The 21,387-nt window shown below is 60.2% G+C and carries 13 protein-coding genes, 2 rRNA genes and 1 pseudogene (1 of these 16 running past the window's edge); 3 read left to right on the top strand and 13 right to left on the bottom strand.

All coding sequences use genetic code 11. From position 1 onward, the window contains the following. Positions 1-85 precede the first annotated feature (85 nt). Complete coding sequence (locus H3T90_RS05670) at positions 86-1,732, bottom strand: ABC transporter substrate-binding protein (protein ID WP_198229895.1); 1,647 nt, start codon at positions 1,730-1,732, stop codon at positions 86-88. Positions 1,733-2,065: 333 nt separating this feature from the next. Here H3T90_RS05670 and H3T90_RS05665 point away from each other — a divergent pair, with 333 nt between their 5' ends. Then, complete coding sequence (locus H3T90_RS05665) at positions 2,066-3,178, top strand: LacI family DNA-binding transcriptional regulator (protein ID WP_198229894.1); 1,113 nt, start codon at positions 2,066-2,068, stop codon at positions 3,176-3,178. A gap of 486 nt (positions 3,179-3,664) precedes the next feature. Here the strand turns inward: H3T90_RS05665 and H3T90_RS05660 are convergent. From H3T90_RS05660 to H3T90_RS05630, 7 genes and pseudogenes are all read right to left on the bottom strand, one after another. Further along, positions 3,665-4,930: pseudogene (locus tag H3T90_RS05660) on the bottom strand (DEAD/DEAH box helicase); the annotation flags it as partial. 202 nt (positions 4,931-5,132) lie between these two features. After that, positions 5,133-5,663, bottom strand: a complete 531-nt coding sequence (locus tag H3T90_RS05655) for a heat shock protein transcriptional repressor HspR (RefSeq protein ID WP_110424916.1) — start codon at positions 5,661-5,663, stop codon at positions 5,133-5,135. Between the two features lie 52 nt (positions 5,664-5,715). Next, positions 5,716-6,720: a DnaJ C-terminal domain-containing protein gene (locus tag H3T90_RS05650; RefSeq protein ID WP_144178253.1), complete on the bottom strand. Its 1,005-nt coding sequence runs from the start codon at positions 6,718-6,720 to the stop codon at positions 5,716-5,718. A 148-nt stretch (positions 6,721-6,868) separates the two neighbouring features. Continuing rightward, positions 6,869-7,594 carry a nucleotide exchange factor GrpE gene (gene grpE, locus H3T90_RS05645; RefSeq protein ID WP_198229892.1) on the bottom strand — a complete coding sequence of 242 codons (726 nt, stop codon included), beginning with the start codon at positions 7,592-7,594 and terminating at the stop codon, positions 6,869-6,871. Position 7,595: 1 nt separating this feature from the next. Then, entirely contained in the window at positions 7,596-9,494 is a 1,899-nt protein-coding gene (dnaK, locus tag H3T90_RS05640; RefSeq protein ID WP_144178255.1) for a molecular chaperone DnaK, read from the bottom strand. Between the two features lie 254 nt (positions 9,495-9,748). After that, the gene (locus tag H3T90_RS05635) at positions 9,749-11,137 is read right to left on the bottom strand and encodes a glycosyl hydrolase family 32 (protein ID WP_198229891.1); all 1,389 of its coding nucleotides are present in this window, start codon (positions 11,135-11,137) and stop codon (positions 9,749-9,751) included. 251 nt (positions 11,138-11,388) lie between these two features. Further along, positions 11,389-12,414: a LacI family DNA-binding transcriptional regulator gene (locus tag H3T90_RS05630; RefSeq protein WP_232350599.1), complete on the bottom strand. Its 1,026-nt coding sequence runs from the start codon at positions 12,412-12,414 to the stop codon at positions 11,389-11,391. A 380-nt stretch (positions 12,415-12,794) separates the two neighbouring features. Here H3T90_RS05630 and H3T90_RS05625 point away from each other — a divergent pair, with 380 nt between their 5' ends. Further along, positions 12,795-14,396, top strand: coding sequence for an alpha-amylase family glycosyl hydrolase (locus tag H3T90_RS05625; protein ID WP_198229889.1), 1,602 nt, complete (start codon positions 12,795-12,797; stop codon positions 14,394-14,396). 157 nt (positions 14,397-14,553) lie between these two features. Here the strand turns inward: H3T90_RS05625 and H3T90_RS05620 are convergent, their stop codons facing one another. Next, complete coding sequence (locus H3T90_RS05620) at positions 14,554-15,324, bottom strand: HAD family hydrolase (RefSeq protein ID WP_198229888.1); 771 nt, start codon at positions 15,322-15,324, stop codon at positions 14,554-14,556. A 695-nt stretch (positions 15,325-16,019) separates the two neighbouring features. Continuing rightward, positions 16,020-16,721 (bottom strand): histidine phosphatase family protein, encoded by a 702-nt coding sequence (locus H3T90_RS05615; protein ID WP_046322235.1) that lies wholly within the window; start codon positions 16,719-16,721, stop codon positions 16,020-16,022. A gap of 110 nt (positions 16,722-16,831) precedes the next feature. Here H3T90_RS05615 and H3T90_RS05610 point away from each other — a divergent pair, with 110 nt between their 5' ends. Beyond that, on the top strand, positions 16,832-17,200 hold the full coding sequence (locus tag H3T90_RS05610; protein WP_046323595.1) for a DUF4235 domain-containing protein: 369 nt from the start codon (positions 16,832-16,834) through the stop codon (positions 17,198-17,200). 1,134 nt (positions 17,201-18,334) lie between these two features. Here H3T90_RS05610 and H3T90_RS05605 read toward each other — a convergent pair. From H3T90_RS05605 to H3T90_RS05595, 3 genes are all read right to left on the bottom strand, one after another. Beyond that, complete coding sequence (locus H3T90_RS05605) at positions 18,335-19,273, bottom strand: aldo/keto reductase (RefSeq protein ID WP_046323594.1); 939 nt, start codon at positions 19,271-19,273, stop codon at positions 18,335-18,337. A 197-nt stretch (positions 19,274-19,470) separates the two neighbouring features. Next, a 5S ribosomal RNA gene (rrf, locus tag H3T90_RS05600) occupies positions 19,471-19,587 on the bottom strand. 166 nt (positions 19,588-19,753) lie between these two features. Next, positions 19,754-21,387 (bottom strand): 23S ribosomal RNA (locus H3T90_RS05595) (it continues 1,622 nt past the right edge of the window).

The following is a 21,387-nucleotide window of genomic DNA, read 5'->3' as shown; positions in this document are numbered from 1 at the left end:
GCTGGGAGGGACTGGCCGACCCGACGGCCCGGCAGGACCGCCACCGAACCAGTCCGCTCCCCTCTGCCCTGATGGGCCCGGCCTCTCAGGCCTTCTTGATATGGGTTACCACCATGAGAACCGACTGGGTCCAGGTGCTGGGTGCGGTGTAGGGGTCGTCCTCACTGGGCCAGCCCGTATAGTTCCGTGTGCTGAACAGGCCCCAGAGACCGCCGTAGAAGAGCCCAATCACGGGCACATCGTCGTAGACGATCTGCTGGAGCTGGTCGACTATGGCCTTCTGGGACTTCTCATCGGCCGCCTGCTTAAGCTGGGCCAGGAGTTCATCAGCCTTGGGGTTCTTGTAGCGCTCGAAGTTGGCGTTGGCCGACTGACCCACAGGAACCGCGAACTCACTGTTGAGCAGGCCGTTGTAGTCCTGGAAGACGCTACCGGTACCTCCGAAGGAGGAGATCAGGAGGTCATAGTCACCATTATTCTGCGCCTGTGTGTATGCGGCAGGCTGGGGCTGGGTGAGCTTGACGGCTATACCCAGCTTGGTCAGCTGGCCCTGCATGGTCTGCACGCCGCGCAGCCAGTCGGTGTAGCCGCTGGGCACGGTGATGTTGACCTCGAGTTGCTTGCCGTTGGAGTCCACCAACTGGTCACCCTGCTTCTTGTAGCCAGCCTTGGCGAAGTACTCCAGGGACTGCGCATCGTCCTGGGAGACCTTTCCCTTGTTGGGAATGGAATCGTTGACCCACTTGTCATGGTTGGGCAGGATGAGGCCGGTCTGGGTGGCACCGTCCACATAGCCCTCCTCGGCATCCTTTGCGATCTTGTCGCGGTCAAGGGCATAGCTGAGGCCCTTGCGGAAGTTCACGTCGCTGAAGGGGGCCTTGGTCAGGTTCGGGTAAAGGGAGACTGTGCCACCCGGGGGGAACCAGTAGTGGTTGTGCTGCTTGTCAGCGCCCACCCAGGTCTTGTCCACGTTGTTGATGAAGGAGTAGGCCCAGTCATACTTCTTGTTGACCAGGTCCAACTGCTTGTTGGAGGCGGGCAGGACGATAGTGTCGGCCGCAACCTTCTCGGCCTGCCAGTAGTCCTTGTTCTTCGCCAGGGTGTATTGGTTGGGCTTGAAGGTGCCCAACTTATACGGGCCAGTCCCGACGGGGTTCTCATTGGTCCACTTGAGGGGGTCCTTCACATCCTTCCAGATGTGCTCCGGGACGATGTTCTGCTGGCTGACGATCGACACCGCAGGCACGTCGTTGTCCTTGAAGTGGAAGGTCACTTTGGAGCCTGAGGCCTCAAGGGAGGAGATGTGCTGCCAGACCCCCAGGGAGTCCATGGCTGCATCCTTCTTGACCAGGTTGAAGGTGAAGACCACGTCCTGCGCCGAGAATGGCTTGCCGTCGCTCCACTTGACCCCGTCACGAATCTGGAACTCGACCGTCTTGGGGTCCACGATCTTGTGCCCGCTGGCCAGGAAGGGGGTTGAGGTCCCATCGAGGCTGTTAACCACCTCGAGGGGTTCGTAGATGAAGTTGATGCCTATCCTCTTGCTGGTTGAAAATGGGTTGAAATTACGGGTGAAAGTTGGACTGCCACTGTCACCGCCGAAGAGGATCTGATTGCCTGCGGCAGCCTGCTGCGTTTCTCCGGACTTACTCCCGCACGCCCCCAGTCCCAAGAGGGTGGCCCCCGCAACCAGTGTTGCGAGGATCCTCACCGCCACTGTTTTCCGTCTCATATGTCTCCTTTGTCCGCATTGACATTCACGGGCCAAATCCGTCCTCTACTATCGGAGTCCAGTCGGCGCGTATATGCACAAGTGGGCTCCCGGATCTGCACGGCTTCCTGTGACCGGACCGGATCGACCATCGCACTTTCTAGTGTATGCGCTTACATTTGAATGCGCAAATCTGCTTTTGTCATGGGATTTTTAGCGTATGCTTTCCTTAGATTACTTAATAAAGTCATTCATATTGCCAGATAAAAAGAAAATGTTAGCGCTATCAAATTCCACGGTCAATTACACGTTTCAATGATATGCTGTATGCGATGTATGAAAGAGGGAAAGCGGATGGCAAGGAAACCGACCGTCTACGATGTCGCCCGCGAGGCCGACGTATCCATAGCCACCGTCTCCAGGGTCCTACGCACTCCGGAGAAGGTAAGGCCCGAGACCAGACAGACCGTACTCAAGGCCATAAACCTCCTGGGCTACCTGCCAAGCGGTAGCGCACGGAGCCTAGCCGCCCGGCGGACCAATACCATAGGCCTCTTCCTGCCCAACATCGACCAACTGGATCAGATCAGCGACTTCGAACTGGTCACTGAGGATGCCGCCGACATAGTCGTCGACCCACCCCACACCCAGGAGAACAATTCGGATTCCCTCTACTTCGACGAGGTCTTGAGGGGGTGCGAGCTGGAATCCTGGCGGCAGGGCCTCAGCCTCATGGTCAGCATCGGCTTGAAGGGGAAAGACGGCGACATCCCACAGCTGATCAACAGCATGTCGGAAAAGGTGGACGGCCTGATTGTCCTGGCAAGGTCCGTGCCTGACAGCGTCCTGGCCTTCCTGTGCAAACGTCTGCCCGTGGTCATGATCGCCAATGCCCCGGTCAGCCAGGAAAGCGAATTCGACCTGGTCCGCGTGAGCAACCGCAAAGGCATGTACACCCTGGTCAGGCACCTTTTCGAGAAACACCAGGTACGACGAATGGCTTACATAGCGGGGACGGATGATTCTCCAGACAATGGAAAACGATACGAAGGGTTCTGTGAGGGTCTAAGGTCAGAGGGGCTGGAACCCTCGGCCTCACCAATCTACAGGGGACAATTCTCCCAATCTGTCGCCTACCAGATTGCCACCAGCCTGGCCAGGCAGGGTACGCTCCCCCAAGCTCTGGTGTGTGCCAACGACCAGATGGCGCTTGGGGTCCTGAGAGCCCTGTCAGATGCGGGTATAAGCGTACCCGACCAGGTCATCGTCACCGGATTCGACGGAATCAAGGAGGCCGCCGTCTCCCAGCCTCGCCTGACCACGGTCCGCCAGCCAATGGTCGATCTGGGCCGGGCCGCCGTCTCCACCCTGGTCAGGCGCCTGGGCTCGCCGGAGGATCCGCCTATTTCCACTGAGCTCCCCGTGAAGGTCCAACTCCGGGAGAGCTGCGAGGGGACCATGATCTGACCCATGCGGTCTGACCGGTCAGTGAATTCGACTGGTATATCCTCTCAGCGGGAGCAATCAGCGTGACTTAACCTGGCGGAAGGGATTATTATCCCGCCTCCGCCTGCCTCCGCCGTACCTGTGATCACCGCTGCGGTAAGTGCGACCCCCGTCGTCGAAACGACCGCCATCGTGGCGACCCCGCCCACGAGCTCCGCCTGCACGGCCACGATTGCCTCTGCCTCGGTGACCACCGGCTTGGACGGCATGATTGGGGTCGGCATGGCTGTGCCGCCTACGCCCGTCGAAGGGTCGATCCTCATCTAGCCCATCAGCCCACTTGCGGTGGGGATTCCTCCCATCACCATCAGATCCCCGGCCAGAACCCCTCGGCCGCCTGTCGAACCGCTTGTATCCCCGTCTCCCGCGGGCGGGCCCACCGGATCGACGGCCACGAGAACCGGTCTGCTTGCCGTCCTGTGATCCTCGGCTTCCAGCCATGGCGGCCTCCAAGGACCAGCCCTCAACCAGGGGGGCGTGAGGTCCCACAAGATCACCCACCTCCTGGGAGTTGGCCGTGACCCCGACCGGCTTGGCATCTATATGGGCCATACGCAGCATCCGTCGTGTGTCTCGCCGCTGATCAGGCAGGACGACCGTCACCACGTCGCCGGAGTGGCCAGCCCTTGCCGTGCGCCCGGAACGGTGGAGGAAAGACTTGTAGTCGGCCGGGGGGTCAACCTGAACCACCAAATCCACCCCACTGACATCCATACCCCTGGCCGCCACATCGGTGGCCACCATGACCCGGACCAGACCTTCCGAGAAAGCCTTGAGGTTCCGATCCCTCTGCCCCTGGGAGAGGTTGCCGTGCAACTGGACGGCAGGGATGCCGTTGTCAATCAGATTCTTAGCCAGCTTCTTGGCTTGGAACTTGGTCCTGGTGAATAGGATCCTCTTGCCCTGCCCTGCGGCAAGCGTGCGGACCAGGTCGTGCTTGGCGGCCTGGGTCGTCTCGAAGATGTGGTGGGTCATCAGATCCACATGCTGGGTGGCCGAATCCACCTCGTGAATCTTGGGATCCTTGAGGAAACGCTTGACCACGGCATCCACACCATGATCCAGGGTGGCCGAGAAGAGCATGCGCTGACCGCCCGGACGAACCTGGGCCAGAATCCGCTCCACAGCGGGCAAGAAGCCCATGTCGGCCATCTCGTCAGCCTCGTCCAGCACGGCAATCTCCACGTCCTCCAGACTGAGCTTGCGCTGGCGGAGCAAATCCTCCAAGCGACCCGGGCAGGCCACCACAATCATGGCCCCGCGCCGAAGGGCATCGACCTGACGGCCCTGGCCAACACCTCCGTAGATTGTGCAGGTCCGCATGCCGTAGGCCTGGGCCAGGGGGTTGAGAACCTCGTCGATCTGATTGGCCAGCTCGCGGGTGGGAGCCAAGACAAGACCACGCGGGCGGGGCAGACTGCCGGATCCGGCGGCGCCCCCGCGACCATGGCGGGCCCGTCCTCCCTCGCCAGCAGCCAGTCGAGCCACCAGAGGAATGCTGAAGGCCAGGGTCTTGCCGGAACCGGTCCGCCCCCGTCCCAGGATGTCACGACCAGCCAGGGCATCAGGCAGGGTGTCCCGTTGGATGGGGAAGGCGCTGGTCTTGCCGTCCTTGCGCAGGACTCGGACCAAGGGCTCAGGCACCCCCAGTTGATCGAAAGTCACAGGTTCTACGGCAGATTGGCCGGAATTGGACGGATTGGAATCGGGCATGGATGAAGCAGTCACAATGACCTTTCACAACAGGGAAGAAAACGGTACTGTCGGTCGACAGTTCGCAGGCCGCGTGCAAAGCAGAGAATGACGAATTTCGCGCAAGCGGTTTCCCCGTACTCAAAGCATTCAGGCGACGATCAGCCGCAGCTCTTGGGCGAGCGGCCAACCTGTACACCATAGCACAGGCCCCTCACCCATCTCAGGAGCGTACGCTCCAGACGATCAGCGATTTGGACTCCGTGGGGTCGGCCTCGTCATGCGTTGTGTCCTGCCGCCAGAGCCGGGCCCTGCTGGAACGCCTGACTTCGACGACCCGGCCGTCGGCAGCGGCTGCAAACATGCTGGATCCCTGTGACTGGTGGGAGCGACGCAGCTGGCGTCTCAGCTGACGATTCTCCTCGGCCAAGGCCAGAATCCTGGTCACCCCGGCCAGGTTGATGGACTCGTCCTGGCTCAGATGCTGAGCCTGACCAAGCCGATCCAGATCACGCAGGGAGTATCGGCGCGCGCCCCCCTCGGTCCGTTCCGGCACAATCAGACCCAGCCTGTCATATTGGCGCAGGGTCTGCGGATGGATGTTGGCCAACTGCCCAACCTGACCAACGCTGAAGACCGGCAGCTCGATGTCCAAACCGGCATCGTCAGCAGCATCCAGGCTGATGTGCCCAGCCACCAGACCGCGAGCGCAGGCCAGATAAATCCGCCTGGTCTCGGGATCCACCCTGACCATGATCATCACTCCTTTCCGCTGCTCGTTCCCACTTGATCCGGCATCCGGATCGTCATATCTTCATGCGCTCCCCGGCAATCTGCTCGTCGAAGTCACCGCTTGCCTTGGCAAAGTCGCGCATGGCCTTCTTCTGGGCCATCCCGAGCCGACCGGGCATGCGGATCTCAAGGCGCCCCACCAGGTCGCCCTTGCCACGCCGGTCCTGAACCCCCTTGCCGGCGATGCGAATCTCGTCGCCGCTGGAGGAGCCAGCCGGAATCTTGAAGGTGACGATCTGGTCATCGATGTCCCGGGCCTGGACCTTGGCCCCCAGGGCCGCCTCAGCTACCGTCACCGGCAGGATCATGACCAAATCCCTGTCCTTCATGGTGAACCGCTGGCTGGGCTGGACGCTGATCTGCAGGTAGAGGTCGCCATTGGCGCCCCCGTCCCTGCCAGGCCGACCCTTGCCAGCCAGCCTGATCCGCTGGCCGTTGCGCACCCCGGCGGGGATATGCGTCTTGAAGCGCTTGCCTCCCACGCTCAGGGAGACCGTGGCCCCTTTGACTGCCTGACGGAAGGACAGCCCAATTTTCGAGTTGCGATCCTCTCCCTTGACAGGCCTGAGCCTGCTCTCCTGGTAAGCGGTCCGACCGCCACCACCGGCACCCCCGCCGAAGGAGGAGAAGATGTCAGCAAAGTCGGGCTGCCCAGAACCATCGCCGAAACGGATGCGGGTTCCTCCCGGCGCCCCGGCCCCGCCGAACATGGAGCCGAAGATGTCCGAGAATGCATCGGTGTTGAAGCCGCCCTGGCCGGAGCCCCCGGCGAACCGGGCTCCCCCCATGCCGAACTGGCGGATGGCATCGTACTTCTGACGCTGCTCCTTGTTGCTGAGCACGTCGTAGGCCTCGGAGATGTCCTTGAACTTCTCCTCGGCCTCCTTGGTCTTATTGAGATCGGGATGGTATTTGCGGGCAAGCTTGCGGTAGGCCTTGGTGATCTCCGCTTCGCTGGCGTCCTTGGAGACACCAAGGACCTTGTAATAGTCCTTGCTCAGCCATTCATTCTCAGCCATCCATGTCTCCTTTCCTCATAAGCTACGAATATATCGAATTGGAATCCGCCCTTTCGCGTGCGGCGGCGGGCGGGATCATAACCCCACCCAGCCGCCGCATGCGAAGGCGTCGATTCAGCCTGCGGAAGGTCCGCAATCACCGTCCCTGCTACTGCCCGGGCGATGTCACCACTACCCTTGCGGCCCGGATCACCCGGTCGCCAATCCGATAGCCTGCCTCAACCACCGTGTCAACGGTCTCTTTCTTGGCATCGGGGTCCGGCTTGTGCAGGATGGCCTCATGCTTGGTGGGGTCGAAGTCCTCGCCTTTTTCACCGAACTTCTCGACACCGAACTTCTCAAAGGTCTTGTCGATCTTCTTGGCCACAGCCTGGAAGGAGTCGTCCATCTGCCCGTGCTCCTTGATCCGGTCAATGTCATCAAGGGCCGGGAGAAGGGCGGTCAGCACATCCACGATGCCGTGCTGGCGGAAGATGTCCTGCTCCTTCTTGGCACGGTTGCGGAAGTTGACGAACTCGGCCCGCTCGCGCTGGAGGGCCTCCAGATAATCGGCGGCCTCCTTCTTGGCCTGGCCCAGAGGGGTCAGTCCCCCTGATCCCTTGTCGGCACCGTCTTCCTTAGCCGAGTCAGACCCAGCCTTGTCATCAGCCTGAGCATCTGCTGACGACGCGTCCTTGGCGGAGGAATCCGACGAGGACTGGCTGGCCGCCTGGCCCTCGTCCGCAGCGGTCTTGTCGGCGTGACGTCCACGAGCCGCTTCCTGCTCTGGTGTCGAGGCGGCGTCAGAGGCCTTGGCCTCGTTTCCGTCCGGTTCGCCGGCGGCGGCCGGGTCGCCCTTCAGCGGCCCGGCATCATCCTTGTCGAAGGCCGACATGTCACTCGCCGTCCTTCTTCTTATCGTCGTCGTCCACGACCTCGGCATCCACCACGTCGTCATCAGCGGACGAGGAGGAGCCTGCACCCGAGGCGGCACCGGAGGCACCTGCAGCGCCCTGAGCGCCTGCACCGTCAGCGGAGCCCTGCTGGGCATAGAGGGCCTGACCGATCTTCTGGGCAGAGGTCATCAGCTCGCTCTGGGCGTTCTTGATCTTGTCCATGTCCTCGCCCTTCAGAGCCTCTTTCAGAGCGTTGACCTTGTCGGTGACCTCCTTGGCCACCTCGTCGGAGATCTTGTCCTTGTTGTCGTTGACCAGCTTTTCGGTCTGGTAGGCGGCGGACTCGGCGGCATTGCGGGTGTCGGCATCCTCACGACGCTGCTTGTCCTCGGCCTCGTGGGCCTCGGCCTCCTTGACCATGCGATCGATCTCGTCCTTGGGCAGGGCGGAACCACCGGTGATGGTCATGGACTGCTCTTTGCCGGTGCCCTTGTCCTTGGCGGAGACGTGCACGATACCGTTGGCATCGATGTCGAAGGTGACCTCGATCTGAGGAACGCCGCGCGGAGCCGGAGCGATGCCCGTCAGCTCGAAGGTCCCCAGAGGCTTGTTGTCACGGGCGAACTCACGCTCACCCTGATAGACCTGGATCAGCACGGAGGGCTGGTTGTCCTCAGCAGTCGAGAAGACCTCGGACCGCTTGGTGGGGATGGCGGTGTTACGGTCGATCAGCTTGGTCATGATGCCGCCCTTGGTCTCGATGCCCAAGGAAAGCGGGGTCACGTCGATCAGCAGCACGTCCTTGCGGTCGCCCTTGATGACGCCGGACTGCACGGCAGCGCCGACAGCCACGACCTCATCGGGGTTGACGGTCTGGTTGGCTTCCTTGCCGCCGGTCAGTTCCTTGACTAGGTCCTTGACAGCAGGCATACGGGTGGAGCCGCCGACCAGCACCACATGGTCGATGTCCTGAACCGAAATGCCGGCATCGTGCAGCACGTTGTTGAACGGCGTACGGCAGCGGCCCAGCAGGTCGGAGGTCATCTCTTCGAAGTGCGCGCGGGTCAGGGTCTCGTCCAGGTGGACTGGGGTCCCGTCGGGGGTCATAGCCAGGTACTGCATGGAGATGCTGGTGGACGAGGAAGAGCTCAGCTCCTTCTTGGCCTGCTCGGCGGCCTCCTTGAGCCGCTGCAGGGCGATCTTGTCCTTGGACAGATCCACGTTGTACTTGTTCTTGACCTCAGTGACCAGCCAGTCGATGATCTTCTGATCCCAGTCGTCGCCGCCCAGCTTGTTGTCGCCGTTGGTGGCCTGAACCTGGATGGTGGAGAAGCCGTCGTCATCCTTGCCGATCTCCAGCAGGGAGACATCGAAGGTGCCGCCGCCCAGATCGAAGACCAGGATGCGCTCATCCTCCTTGCCCTTCTCCAAGCCGTAGGCCAGAGCCGCGGCAGTGGGCTCGTTGATGATGCGCAGGACGTTCAGACCGGCGATCTTGCCGGCATCCTTGGTGGCCTGACGCTGGGCATCGTTGAAGTATGCAGGGCAGGTGATGACCGCGTCAGTGACCGGTTCGCCCAGGTAGGACTCGGCGTCCCTCTTGAGCTTCATAAGGATCTGGGCCGAAATCTCCTGAGGGGTCCACTTCTTGCCGTCGATCTCGACGGACCAGTCGGTGCCCATGTGGCGCTTGACCGAGCTGATGGTCCGGTCCACATTAGTGACGGCCTGACGCTTGGCCACCTCGCCGACCAGAATCTCGCCGGACTTGCTGAATGCCACCACCGACGGCGTGGTCCGCGCGCCCTCAGCATTGACGATTACGGTGGGCTCGCCGCCCTCCAGGGTTGCAATGCAGGAATTGGTGGTTCCCAGATCGATGCCAACTGCACGTGCCATACTCGTTACCTCCTGATGAAATTGGGCGTAGGGCCTGACCCCGCACCTCGTCGTTCACGTTCTCCGCTCGCGCTTCGTTCGTGGTCCCGATGGCCGGCTCCCGTCGGCCCGGGCAAGCAGCCATCATGACCACTCCGAAACTTGAGCCTACATCACTCAACTTCCCGAGGCAAATATTATTCCCGTCATGGCACAAATTCATCAGGAGGATGCCCGAACCGGATCTGTACGACCAGAGGCCGACAGGAAGACATCTACTTCTGCAGGCCCTTGGCCAGGCTCATCCCGGTGACTTGAAGACCGCCCTCGGTCACATAGATGCCCAAGGCCTGCCCCGGCCGGTAAATCCGGGCATTCAGGGCCACTCCATCCACATAGAGGGTGGCTATGGTATCGTCGACCACCAGCTGGAGGTGGTAGATGCGTCCGGCCTCCAGACGGATCGGCCTTTCAAGGCCTATGTTCATGACCGTGAACCAGGGGTCATTGGGCGACCCCTCGAACAGGTAACGTCCCTGCCCCACTTGGAAGTCATACTGGTAAGACCGCCCGGTCCCGGCCTCCTCCCGCAGGCGCAGACCGAAGGACCGGGTGCCCGGGGTGAATCTGACATCAGCTTCGAATGAGAAGAGGTCGGGGCAGTCGAGGTCAATGACCACCTCCTTCCTCTCATGAGGTGCCTGGATGTCCACATCGTCCATGGGGGTGCGGGGGTTGAAGGCGGCCCAGAGGGTATCCACCGGCCTCACACCCAGGGATCCATCCTCCCTCTGATAGACCTCGTGGGGAACGAAGGTCCCGCCCCACTCATAGTTGTTCCTGTCGTCGTCGCCTGCCTTGGTCCCCACCCAGCCGAAGAGAACCCGTCTACCGCCCAGCTCGAAGGTACGACCCGCATAGTATCCGCTCCCGTCGAAGGCGTCATCCACAGGGGCTGTCCATGGGCCTTTCAGGCTGTGCGACATCCGGTAGGTCATCCCATGTCGGTCGCTGTATTCGGTGACGATGTGGTACCACCAGTCCCCGATTCTGAATAGGTCAGGCATCTCATGCATGGTGTAAAGACCGGGGGCCCAGAAATCCCCGCCGAACTCCCAGTGAACCAGGTCGTCGGAAATGAATTTGACCGTCCGGCCTGTCTGCATGGTCTTGGGCCCTTTCTTCCGTGCTCCCAGGATGAGCAGGTAGTTACCGGCCTGCTCGTCCCTGACCACCATTGGGTCTCGCCAGTCGTCGGGGTCGTACCCGGGCTGGGGGGCGATGGAGGGGGCCTGGTCCAACTTCCTCCAATGGCGGAGATCCTGGCTGACGGCCTGCATCAGGACCTGAGAGGCCTTGCCCTCGGCCGGATAATCACGGTTGAAACCCGTGTAGAAAGCGTGGTAGCCGTCCGGCCCCTCGAAGACGCTGCCTGCGAAAATGAACTGGTCCTGGTCTCCGTCACCACCCCTGGGTATGGCGGTGCCACAGTCCTGGTAATGGACGAAGTCCCTGGTGGTGGCCAGGTCCCATCCGAAGGGTTGCCCGAATGGGGCCGGATCGCGGGTGTCGCGCTGATGGAAGAGGAAGAACTCATCGCCTTTCCCATAGGGCATGCAGTCCCCAAACCAGGTGCCTGGGAATTGATAGTAGAGCTTATTCATGTTGACCCTTTCATATCGCCGATGATCCATACGTCCGGGCCGCGCATCTTCCTCGACGACCTCGGCAGGATCCCCGCCAGTTGTTTAAGCGGTTAAGCAACCATTATAAAAGTGCCTACGCCGCTGTCAAACGGGATGGCGACCCGGCAAGCAGTCGGACAGGAGTTTCCACAAGAAGCGGAACGAATGGCATGAGATAGCCACAGAGAAGACCGGGCAGTTTCTGCCCCCGGGGCGGAGGCAACAGAGGATCAGATCCGGGCTATAGAATCCCTGACGACCAGAGGGCAAGGAACCAGTTGCGGCTCGAGGCCGCCAGAGCCAGCAGCCGGATGGTTAGTCAAATCGTCCCCCCTTGCCATGAGCGCACGTATTCCCAATCTCCCCAGGTCATACTGGGGCAGGCCCACGGTAGTCAGAGCCGGGTGGAGGTGGGCGGATATCACCTCCTGATTGTCGAAGCCGACCACGGATATATCATCGGGAACCCGCTGCCCACATTCACGTAGGGCATCATAGAAGCCCATGGCCGTGCGGTCGTTGTGGCAGAAGACGGCCGTGGCACCGGTAGCCATCACCTCGCGCATGGCCCGGTAGCCCGACTCCTGGTCTGCCTCCTTCTCGCGGATCACCAGGGAGGGGTCGTAGGTCACACCGGCCTCGGACAGCGCCTTCCGGTAGCCCTTGAGCCGACCCACGGAGGCCGGGGTCCGGGCGCTGGCGTTGATGAAGGCGATCCGCCGGTGGCCGGCCTGGAGCAGTAGGCGGGTGGCGCTGAGCCCTCCACCGACCTCATCCGGGACCACGGCTGGCAGACGGCCCAGCCGGTCGTAACAGTTGACTAGCACTGCGTTTACACCGGCCAGCCCCGCAGGAGCGTCGACCCGGCGGTGGACCCAGCTGGAATAGACCAGCCCCTCCACCCGGCGTTCCAACATAAACTCGAAGGCCCTCTCCTCTATTTTCCTGTCCCCGCCCGTATCCACGACGAGTAGAATCTTCCCCTGCCTCCATGCCTCATCCTGGGCACCGCGAATCACCTGACCGGCGAATGGTGAGGTGGCGACCCCGTCGCTGATAAAACCAATCAGATCGGAATGCCCCCTGGCAAGCCCACGCGCCAGAGCGTTGCGACGGTAACCCAGTTCGGAGGCCACCCTGCGGACCCTGTCACGGGTGGCTTGGGGAATACGGGCTTTGGGATCATCATTAATGGCCCACGAGGCAGTGGCGACCGAGACCCCGGCGGCTCGGGCAATATCCTGAAGAGTGACCATGTCCATTCATTCTAGACGGGCACCATTGCCTACCACTGATTGCAAGCGACGGCAACGAACCGATAGGCGTGAGCGAGAAGTATGCGGTGAGGTCCACGATACATGACATGGCACGCAGAGCCGGGGGTATCGGTCTCTACCGTATTGTGGTCCTTCATTCGCCCAAGCCGGTCTTGGCTGGGACCCGCCGTGGGTGCTCGATGCGGCCCTGTCCCAGATAATCAGCCCGAACCCCACTACCAACGGCGCGCTGTTCCGCCAGCCTCGGTCATCGACCGCCCCAGTTTTTTATGATGCATCCATTGTCATCATCGATCTCTACCATGGTCAGCGTCCATACAGATAGACCGACGAAGGTCAGACGGAAAAAGCGAGTATATATGCACCAGACACCATCATGGCTGGACGAAGCAGTCTTCTACGAAATCTATCCTCAAAGCTTCTACGACAGCAACGGTGACGGCATCGGTGACATACCGGGCATAACAGCCAAGTTGGACTACATTTCCTCCTTGGGTTGCAACGCCCTGTGGATCAACCCCTGCTTTGACTCCCCGTTCAAGGACGCAGGCTACGACGTCAGGGACTATACCAAAGTGGCCCCCCGCTACGGGACCAACCGGGACCTGGTCGACCTCTTCGGACAGGCCCATCGAAGGGGAATCCATGTCCTGTTGGACCTGGTTCCCGGGCACACCAGCGAAGAACACGCTTGGTTCGCCAGCAGCGGGCGGGCCTCCCGCAACGTGTACTCCGACCGCTACATCTGGACGGACAGCAGCTTCGAGGGCTACCCCGGCATGCCCTTCATAGGCGGTGAGGCTCCCAGGGATGCCGCCTACATCCTCAACTTTTTCAAGTGCCAACCAGCCCTCAACTATGGATTCGCTTCAAGGGACCGCTCCTGGCAGCAGTCACCCGACGACCCGGGTCCAACTGCCACCCGTCAGGCCATGATCGACGTCATGCGCTTCTGGCTGAGTCAGGGTTGCGATGGCTTCAGAGTGGACATGGCCGACTCTCTCGTCAAGAACGACGACAAGGAAAAGACGGCCACCATCGACACCTGGCATCGCCTTTTCGAGCCGATCAGGAAGGAATTCCCCCAGGCAGCATTCGTCTCTGAATGGGGCAAGCCCTGGCAGTCCCTGGAGGCTGGCTTCGACATGGACTTCTACCTGAATTGGCGGTGGGCAGGCGTACCAAACGGTTACAACTTCCTGACACGCAACACTGAAGACGAGCTGGAAGGGCCTGACGATGCCAGCTACTTCAAGGCAGACAGCAAGACCGGCATATCGGACTTCCTGGCTGATTACCTTCCCCAATACCTGCGTAGCCGAAATCTGGGAAGCTTCTGCTTCATTACCTGCAACCACGACACCACCCGCCTAGCGCCCCGTCTGACCCCCGAAGAAATCAAGGTGGCTTATGGAATGTTCCTGACCATGCCAGGGGTCCCTTTCATCTACTACGGTGACGAAATCGGAATGCGCTACCAAACCCTGCCCACCAAGGAGGGCGGCTATCACCGGACAGGTTCCCGCACCCCCATGCAGTGGGACAGCTCGGCTAACAGAGGGTTCTCCAAGGCCGACCCGACCGAACTCTATCTGCCCGTGGACGGGAGTCCCGACGCCCCGAACGTGGCCGACCAGGATGGAGACCCGGAATCACTCCTGACCTTCATCAGGCAGATGACCACCTTGAGGAGTGGGCACCAGTCCCTGAGACCGGGCGCCGACTTCGCCGTGGTCCACGCCCCCAGGCATGGCCGTTCCTTCGCTTACACCCGCACCCAGGGCGACGATCGCCTCCTGGTGGCTCTCAATCCCAGCCGAAAGGAGGAGGACCTCCCACTGAGTCTGGCCAGCGCCGGTGCCACCGACCATATTCCACACCCCCTGGTCATGGTAAATAGCGATCTTTCCCAAGGCACCCTGGCCCTGAGGGGACAGAGTTTCGCAGTTCTGGCACTTTAAATCAAAACCCCTCACAAACCGGTTGCTCATTCCTGGAGGTACTGGTCAAACCCGGCCCGCTGCATCTCCTCCCCACTTCGGGATCGGGCAGCGGGTCGGATGCTCCCGTATCCGCGGAATCCGTGCAGTCCAGGAACAACCTACAATCGCCCCCTCCTTATGACTGGTTGCGGTCCCCTCCGATATTGAGACCCCCTGTGGCCAAGTCGAAGACTTGGTCATAGTCCGCACCAGCAAGGGAGAGGTCCGCTTCGGGCGAGAAACCGCCGTCACTACCCGGCGATATACCAGTGGCCAAATAGACCGTGGTCAGACCGCTGCGGTTGCCTCCGATGATGTCCGCACCGCGGTCGTTGCCCACCATGACTGTCCTGTCCGGGTCGGCCCCTTCTGCGTCCAGGGCCATCCGGAAGAAGGCGGGATCGGGCTTCTTCACCCCACAGTCGCTGGATATAAAGATCCGGTCCAGGTGCGGACGCAGGCCGGTCAAATCCAACTCGGGATCCGTGTAGGAGGCCTGTGCATTGCTGACTAGAACGACCCGCAGCCCCGCCGATTTCAGAGCCTCCAAGAGGTCAAAAGCACCCGGGTATGGCCTGAGAAGGGTGGTGGTGGCCTTTCTGAAGGACCAGGCCAGGTCGTCTACATCACGCCAATCGTGGGGTAGACCAGCCTGATCAAAGAGGGCGGCGAAGACCTTACGGACCTCCACCTCACCGACCTCGTAACGGCGATCCGCCTCAGCTTGTAATGGGGCCTGAATCCGCTTGAAATCCCTCCTGACAGCTGTGGCATCAGGCCAGATGTCACAGCGGGAGTGGAAATACTCCCAGAGGTACTGCCATCCTTCAGGTCCATCCTCGTCGGTCCTAATGTCCAGAAGGGTCCCATAGAGGTCGAAGAAGACCGTGGTGAATCGCTGTGGCATAATGTCCGCCCTTTCGCGTCCTCAATATAGTCGGCATCGGCCACCCGCCGATGCAAGATCCCCGCCACTGCGATACTCCGGCTCGCCATTCCCGCACGCCAGAGATGCAACGGCCAAGAAGCGGTCAGGCTCCGCCGCCATCACCGCGCCCCCATGCGCTCGCATGAATGGGGCCGAAAACACTGTGAACTCTGATTGCGTCCCCGTTCGGATTGTACGGCATGGGCCAGTCGGTTTTTAGTTTTAATAAGTGTCATTCCAGTACTCGGTCCTTGCAGCAACGTTGTCAGCATTGACTTTGACTCTCATGATAGCCTCGCCGAAGCCCGCACAGAGTCTCAAAAACCAGCGATGAAAACCAGCCGTGCCTGTCTAGTTGATCCGGTCAACAGATGCGTTCATCCAGCGCATCGTTTTGAGCTACCGCCACCATATCTGCGCTGACTCCGCAGTCCTTCATTAGATCCTGGTCGGTGAGGACGATGCCCCCACCTCGTAATGGGCTCTGAGCACTGGTACCCCCCGCAGGCGGCAAACTCCGAGGCGGCCCTGGTGTTTTTTGCCTTGGAGCTGTTACCTATGGCGCGGAAACCTGTCAAGACCCTCATCTGGATCTAGCAGTGGCAAATCCGAAGGCACACGTGCCTGTGACAGAAGATGACGGTATGGTCCAGGATGGAAGGCCCTCCGAATCTTCAGCAGTTCCAAGTCTCTATCACATTGTTGCCCTTGTACTGGGAAAGGACACTGTAGTGGGCCGTGTCCAGGCGGAACTTGCAGGCATCATCTGCCTGCAGGCTCAACCACTGGGTCGTCAGAATCCGCAGAATATGGGCGTGGGCCACCAGAAGGACTTGCCGCCCCTGATTGACCAAAGGCTCCAGCCTGGCCACCAGCCGCCCAGCCCGAAGGGCCACCTGGTTCAGAGTCTCCCCCGGTCCGTTTCTGACCGTCACATGTTCTCCGGACGGAAGGGTGTCCTGCCAGGTCCCATCCATGTCCGATCCCAGAGCCTGAGTGCCGTCGCGCCACAGGTTCCACTCACGACCGGCCAGACGCGACACCTCCTGTCTGGTCCGCCCTTCTGCCCGCCCGTAGTCCCACTCAGCCAGGTCATCGCATATGGTCATTCTGTCAAAACCTGCCAAACGGGCTGTGTCCTGGGCTCTCTTCAGCGGTGATGCATACACGTATTCCGGTTCGAACCCGTCCGGGAAGGCCTGTCTGAGCCTTTCCCCCGCCTTCCTGGCTTGATCCCGCCCCTCCCCCGTGAGGGGTATGTCCGTTTTTCCGGTGTGCTGTCCCGACAGACTCCATGCAGTCTGACCATGGCGCAGCAAGACGACGCGTCCTTTGCTGCGAGCTCCTTCACTCGCGATTGGCTGTGAAACTGTCATGTATCTATTCTACCTTCGCCCCCTGCGGTACCGAAAAGCAACACCATCCGTATGGACCACGACGGCCCCCAGTATCAGGCACAAGCGGTGCAGTGTGGGATAATGGCATCATGACTAGTGCGATTGGGCCTTCCAAGGACGGTGCTGATGCCATCGTCGAACGTTTCCACGCAATAGACGACAAGGTACGCGATATGACTTCTTCAGTTAAATCTGACCCAGACTCCCTCACCGACAAGGTCATCAAGTGGGTCTTGCCATCCCTTGCCGGCTACCTAGCCGGCAAGATATTCCAATCGTTCTGGGACAATGCACAGACTCGACGTAATGGGGGGCTCGAGTCCGAAGAGGGGCAGCAGCAGGGGGCTATAGCCAGCCTGGCCTTCGCTGTCCTTTCAGCCGCCCTCACCACCCTGGTCTCGGGAGTGATCGACCGGGGGTCCCAGGCATTCGTGGACCGCCGTCATCAACGCCGTTAGGGTTGAATCAGTCAGGGACTGTTGTAGAGAAACCCCGGGCAGAACGGAATCGGTGCCGAGGCCGTGTCAGCGATAATGTGAGCTGGCTCGTTTGTGTGTCGCACCCTCTAACAACAGAGTAAGCCTATGTCAGGTGTAACTCTCACACGAGGGGACCTTCTGACAATACCGGTTCAAACCGGTGGCCAACGAGATTATCCGAGTGCTCATGGGAAACGGTCCACCAGGCGTTTCACCAAGCCGTCCAGTGAGCGACAATGATGTCCAAGCGCTGGAAGAGACGACACAGCATGCGGCCCCGGATATTCGGAGAACCGCTACCCTGAGTTGAGCGCTGAAGGCAGACCTAGGACGAACGAACCGAGCGAGCCCTGGCCGATTTCGATGAGGTAGTCCAGCGTTACTACAGAGACATTGGGAAGACAGACACCCCGCACAGAACCTATAGCGCCATCATCGCAGATCATGCTGTGGATTCCGGGTCGGCCCATGAGCCGATGCTCCTATCCATCGAAGGCAAGGCTTCCACCTGGACCGTTGACCGTCGGCCTGCAAAGTCGGGTGCCAGAGGCGGATTGGCAACAAGATAGAAGAGGGCTTTCCTGACAAGTTACAGGCCGGGTGCAGGGGAAATTTGAAATGGTATCGATGATCCAAGCTGACAGACAGGCCACTACGGGAATAGTAAGAAGAATATGAAAATAGAAATTATAAAGGGGAAGTCCAGCACAACCGACCCGATGCACTGGACTTCCCCTCTTCAATGGCGTGGCTTAGCTCCTCTTCCCCGATCGCGGCTTAGCACGGTGATCATGCCCATGCAGGCGATCATAAAGGGTTGGGTCATGACTGGCCAGATGCCAGATTTAGCAGAAGCCACAGCGAGAGACCCAGCGCTTCGCCCCTCGTTCGATATAGCTCCGCGGCCCTAGCAACCTTTGTCTGGTCGTGGTACGTGATTTTGGCGCTACCGGGGGCACCGGTGGGGAACAAAATAACGCATAGCAACTGACCCTGCAACTATGGGAATAACTGCTTTCCAGCAGTTATATCGGTCTTCCCCACCGATTCCCGATTGTCTGTTCCAAAGATCCGGCAGGCACTGTGACAGTACAGCGCGGAAGACCACAGGATTTAGAAGATATCGTTGCCCGCGCTCACATAGAGCTGATACCACTCCTCAGCAGACAGTTCTACATCCGCCCCGGAGGCCATTTCAGCAATCCTGGACGGGTTCATGGATCCGATGATGACCTGCATCCCGGCCGGATGACGGAGTATCCATGCGACTGCAATGGCGTTCTTACTGACCCCATGTTCATCTGCGATCTTGGCAAGGCAGTCGTTGAGCTCAGGGAACTTCGGGTTGTCAATGATGACCCCCTCGCCGGTCCCACTCTGGAAAGGACTCCATGCTTGAATAGTCATGCACTTGAGGCGGGAGTAAGCCAAAATCCCTCCGTCGTGGTCTAGACTGGCCTCGTCGGCCATATTCACATGAATCTCCTGGCGAATCATACCGGTATGGCCAAGGCCGAACTGCAACTGGTTCACCTGAAGTTTCTGATCCAGGGCACTCTGAAGAAGCTCTACCTGCATGGGATTGACGTTGCTGACCCCGAAGTGGCGAACGCGGCCTGAAGATTGAAGCTCATTGAAGGCCTCGGCTAGCTGATCCAGCTCGACCAGGGTGTCGGGCCGGTGCAGAAGGACGAAGTCCACGTAGTCAGTCTGCAGGTTCTCGAGCTCCTGCTCCATGGCCTCCAACAGGTGCTTCCTGGAAAAGTCATAACGGGTGACCCTGCCACTCTCCTTATCTCGGAAGATGCCGAATTTAGTCTGTATACCAACATCCTCCCTTTTCACACCGCAGTCCTTCAAGGCCTGGCCCAGCATGGTGCTGCACAGACCATCGTGATAGCAGTCTGCGGTGTCAAAGTAATCTATGCCGGCATCCAGTGCCGCCTTTACAATCTCTGATGCCTCCTGCCTGGTCTTGTTGTCAATCCTCATGGCCCCAAGGGCTACGCTAGAGAATTCGACACCAGAGGTACCCAATTCGATTGTCTTCACTGTCATCTCCTTTGTTGTCAGGTTCTTCTCACTCTAACAAGGGCCGGTGTCTTGTTTGTAGGACGGAGCAAGAACCGAGCCGATAAAAGCTCAAGACTGGAGCAATATCTGCAGAAGCGGCATTGGGTGTATGGCCGTGTATACAGTAAAGACCTCTGGTGATTCGTGTCATCAGAGGCCTTTACTTTTTCGTGTTGTGGCGGCGGTGTGCTACTCTCCCACACTCTTCCGGGTGCAGTACCATTGCCGTGCTGGGTCTTAGCTTCCGGGTTCGGAATGGGACCGGGCGTCTCCCCCAGGCCATGACCGCCGCGAATCTTCAATTCTGCCGATCCCGTGGGGGGTCGGGGTGTCCTGGCGGCTTGGGGACCGGATGGTGGACGCGTGTCTCGTGTGTTCGATCGCCTGTGGTTTCGTGTTCATTGCCGCAGGCAGGCTTCGCAGTCGGGTTGATGCCGCCGCCCCTTGCGGGGGCGGGTTGTTGTGTTGTCTTCGACCATTAGTGCCGGTCGGCTCCGCCCCTTGCGGGGTGTCCACGTCCGGTCTATCGACCATGTGTTCTGCATGGGGTCTTCAGAAGCCCGGGGGCTTCATGGAATCCTTATCTTGGAGGGGGCTTCCCGCTTAGATGCTTTCAGCGGTTATCCCATCCGAACGTAGCCAACCGGCCGTGCCGCTGGCGCGACAACCGGCATACCAGAGGTTCGTCCACCCAGGTCCTCTCGTACTATGGGCAGGGCTCCTCAAGATTCCAACGAGCGCAGAGGATAGAGACCAAACTGTCTCACGACGTTCTGAACCCAGCTCGCGTGCCGCTTTAATCGGCGAACGGCCGAACCCTTGGGACCTGCTCCAGCCCCAGGATGCGACGAGCCGACATCGAGGTGCCAAACCATCCCGTCGATATGGACTCTTGGGGATGATCAGCCTGTTATCCCCGGGGTACCTTTTATCCGTTGAGCGATGCCGCGTCCGTACGCCGGCACCGGATCACTATCTCCGACTTTCGTCCCTGCTCGACCCGTCGGTCTCGCAGTCAAGCTCCCTTGTGCGATTGCACTCAACACCCGATTGCCAACCGGGCTGAGGGAACCCTTGGGCGCCTCCGTTACTCTTTGGGAGGCAACCGCCCCAGTTAAACTACCCGCCAGGCACTGTCCCTGGCCGGGATGACCGGCCGAGGTTAGAGGCCAGATGAGGACAGAGCGGTATTTCACATTCCGGCTCCACGGATGCTGGCGCACCCGCTTCGAAGCCTCCCGCCTATGCTACACAGTCCGCACCTAACGCCAATACCAAGGTATAGTAAAGGTCCCGGGGTCTTTTCGTCCTTCTGCGCTTAACGAGCATCTTTACTCGTACTGCAATTTCGCCGAGCTCCTGGTCGAGACAGTGGGGAAGTCGTTACGCCATTCGTGCAGGTCGGAACTTACCCGACAAGGAATTTCGCTACCTTAGGATGGTTATAGTTACCACCGCCGTTTACCGGGGCTTGAATTCACCGCTGCCCCCTCCGAAGAGGGATGACGGATCCTCTTAACCTTCCGGCACCGGGCAGGCGTCAGTGCATATACAGCGACTTACGTCTTCGCATGCACCTGTGTTTTTGGTAAACAGTCGCTACCCCCTGGTCTGTGCCGCCCCCGCCGGCTCCGCGCGTGAAGCGCCTCACCGGCAGGGGCCTCCCTTATACCGAAGGCACGGGAGTGATTTGCCGAGTTCCTTGACCAGGATTCGCTCGATCGCTTTGGTATACTCTACCTGACCACCAGTGTCGGTTTAGGGTACGGGCGGCGCCACTCCTCACGCCGAAGCTTTTCTCGACGGAACGGCACACCGGATTCGGGGCACAAGACCCCCCATCATCACACCTCACGCTCATGCCGGACGGATTTGCCTGCCCGACGCGCCGCATGCTTGACCACGGACAACCACCACCGCGGCCCGGCTCCCGTTCCGTGTCACTCCCGCGCTACCCGCCACGCATCCACACGCCGGTCCCATGCCATCGGACGGTCCGAAGACCACCACCCGACACAGGTAAGGGCACGCTTCCGCGTCTTGGATTGGACGGCTTGACGCCGGTAGGAGAATATCGACTCCTTCATCCATTC

The organism is Bifidobacterium polysaccharolyticum (assembly GCF_016101585.1).
Classification (GTDB): domain Bacteria; phylum Actinomycetota; class Actinomycetes; order Actinomycetales; family Bifidobacteriaceae; genus Bombiscardovia; species Bombiscardovia polysaccharolytica.
The sequence above is the reverse complement of the archived record's forward strand: the minus strand, read 5'-3'. Positions and strand labels throughout refer to the sequence as shown.

Bases quoted from the DNA above. Each gene is read 5' to 3' on its own strand.
- H3T90_RS05625 (WP_198229889.1), top strand. From the start codon at position 12,795: ATGCACCAGACACCATCATGGCTGGACGAAGCAGTCTTCTACGAAATC.
- H3T90_RS05630 (WP_232350599.1), bottom strand. From the start codon at position 12,414: ATGGTCACTCTTCAGGATATTGCCCGAGCCGCCGGGGTCTCGGTCGCC.
- H3T90_RS05665 (WP_198229894.1), top strand. From the start codon at position 2,066: ATGGCAAGGAAACCGACCGTCTACGATGTCGCCCGCGAGGCCGACGTA.
- H3T90_RS05635 (WP_198229891.1), bottom strand. From the start codon at position 11,137: ATGAATAAGCTCTACTATCAATTCCCAGGCACCTGGTTTGGGGACTGC.
- H3T90_RS05655 (WP_110424916.1), bottom strand. From the start codon at position 5,663: ATGGTCAGGGTGGATCCCGAGACCAGGCGGATTTATCTGGCCTGCGCT.
- H3T90_RS05670 (WP_198229895.1), bottom strand. From the start codon at position 1,732: ATGAGACGGAAAACAGTGGCGGTGAGGATCCTCGCAACACTGGTTGCG.
- H3T90_RS05610 (WP_046323595.1), top strand. From the start codon at position 16,832: ATGACTAGTGCGATTGGGCCTTCCAAGGACGGTGCTGATGCCATCGTC.
- dnaK (WP_144178255.1), bottom strand. From the start codon at position 9,494: ATGGCACGTGCAGTTGGCATCGATCTGGGAACCACCAATTCCTGCATT.
- H3T90_RS05615 (WP_046322235.1), bottom strand. From the start codon at position 16,721: ATGACAGTTTCACAGCCAATCGCGAGTGAAGGAGCTCGCAGCAAAGGA.
- H3T90_RS05620 (WP_198229888.1), bottom strand. From the start codon at position 15,324: ATGCCACAGCGATTCACCACGGTCTTCTTCGACCTCTATGGGACCCTT.
- H3T90_RS05650 (WP_144178253.1), bottom strand. From the start codon at position 6,720: ATGGCTGAGAATGAATGGCTGAGCAAGGACTATTACAAGGTCCTTGGT.
- grpE (WP_198229892.1), bottom strand. From the start codon at position 7,594: ATGTCGGCCTTCGACAAGGATGATGCCGGGCCGCTGAAGGGCGACCCG.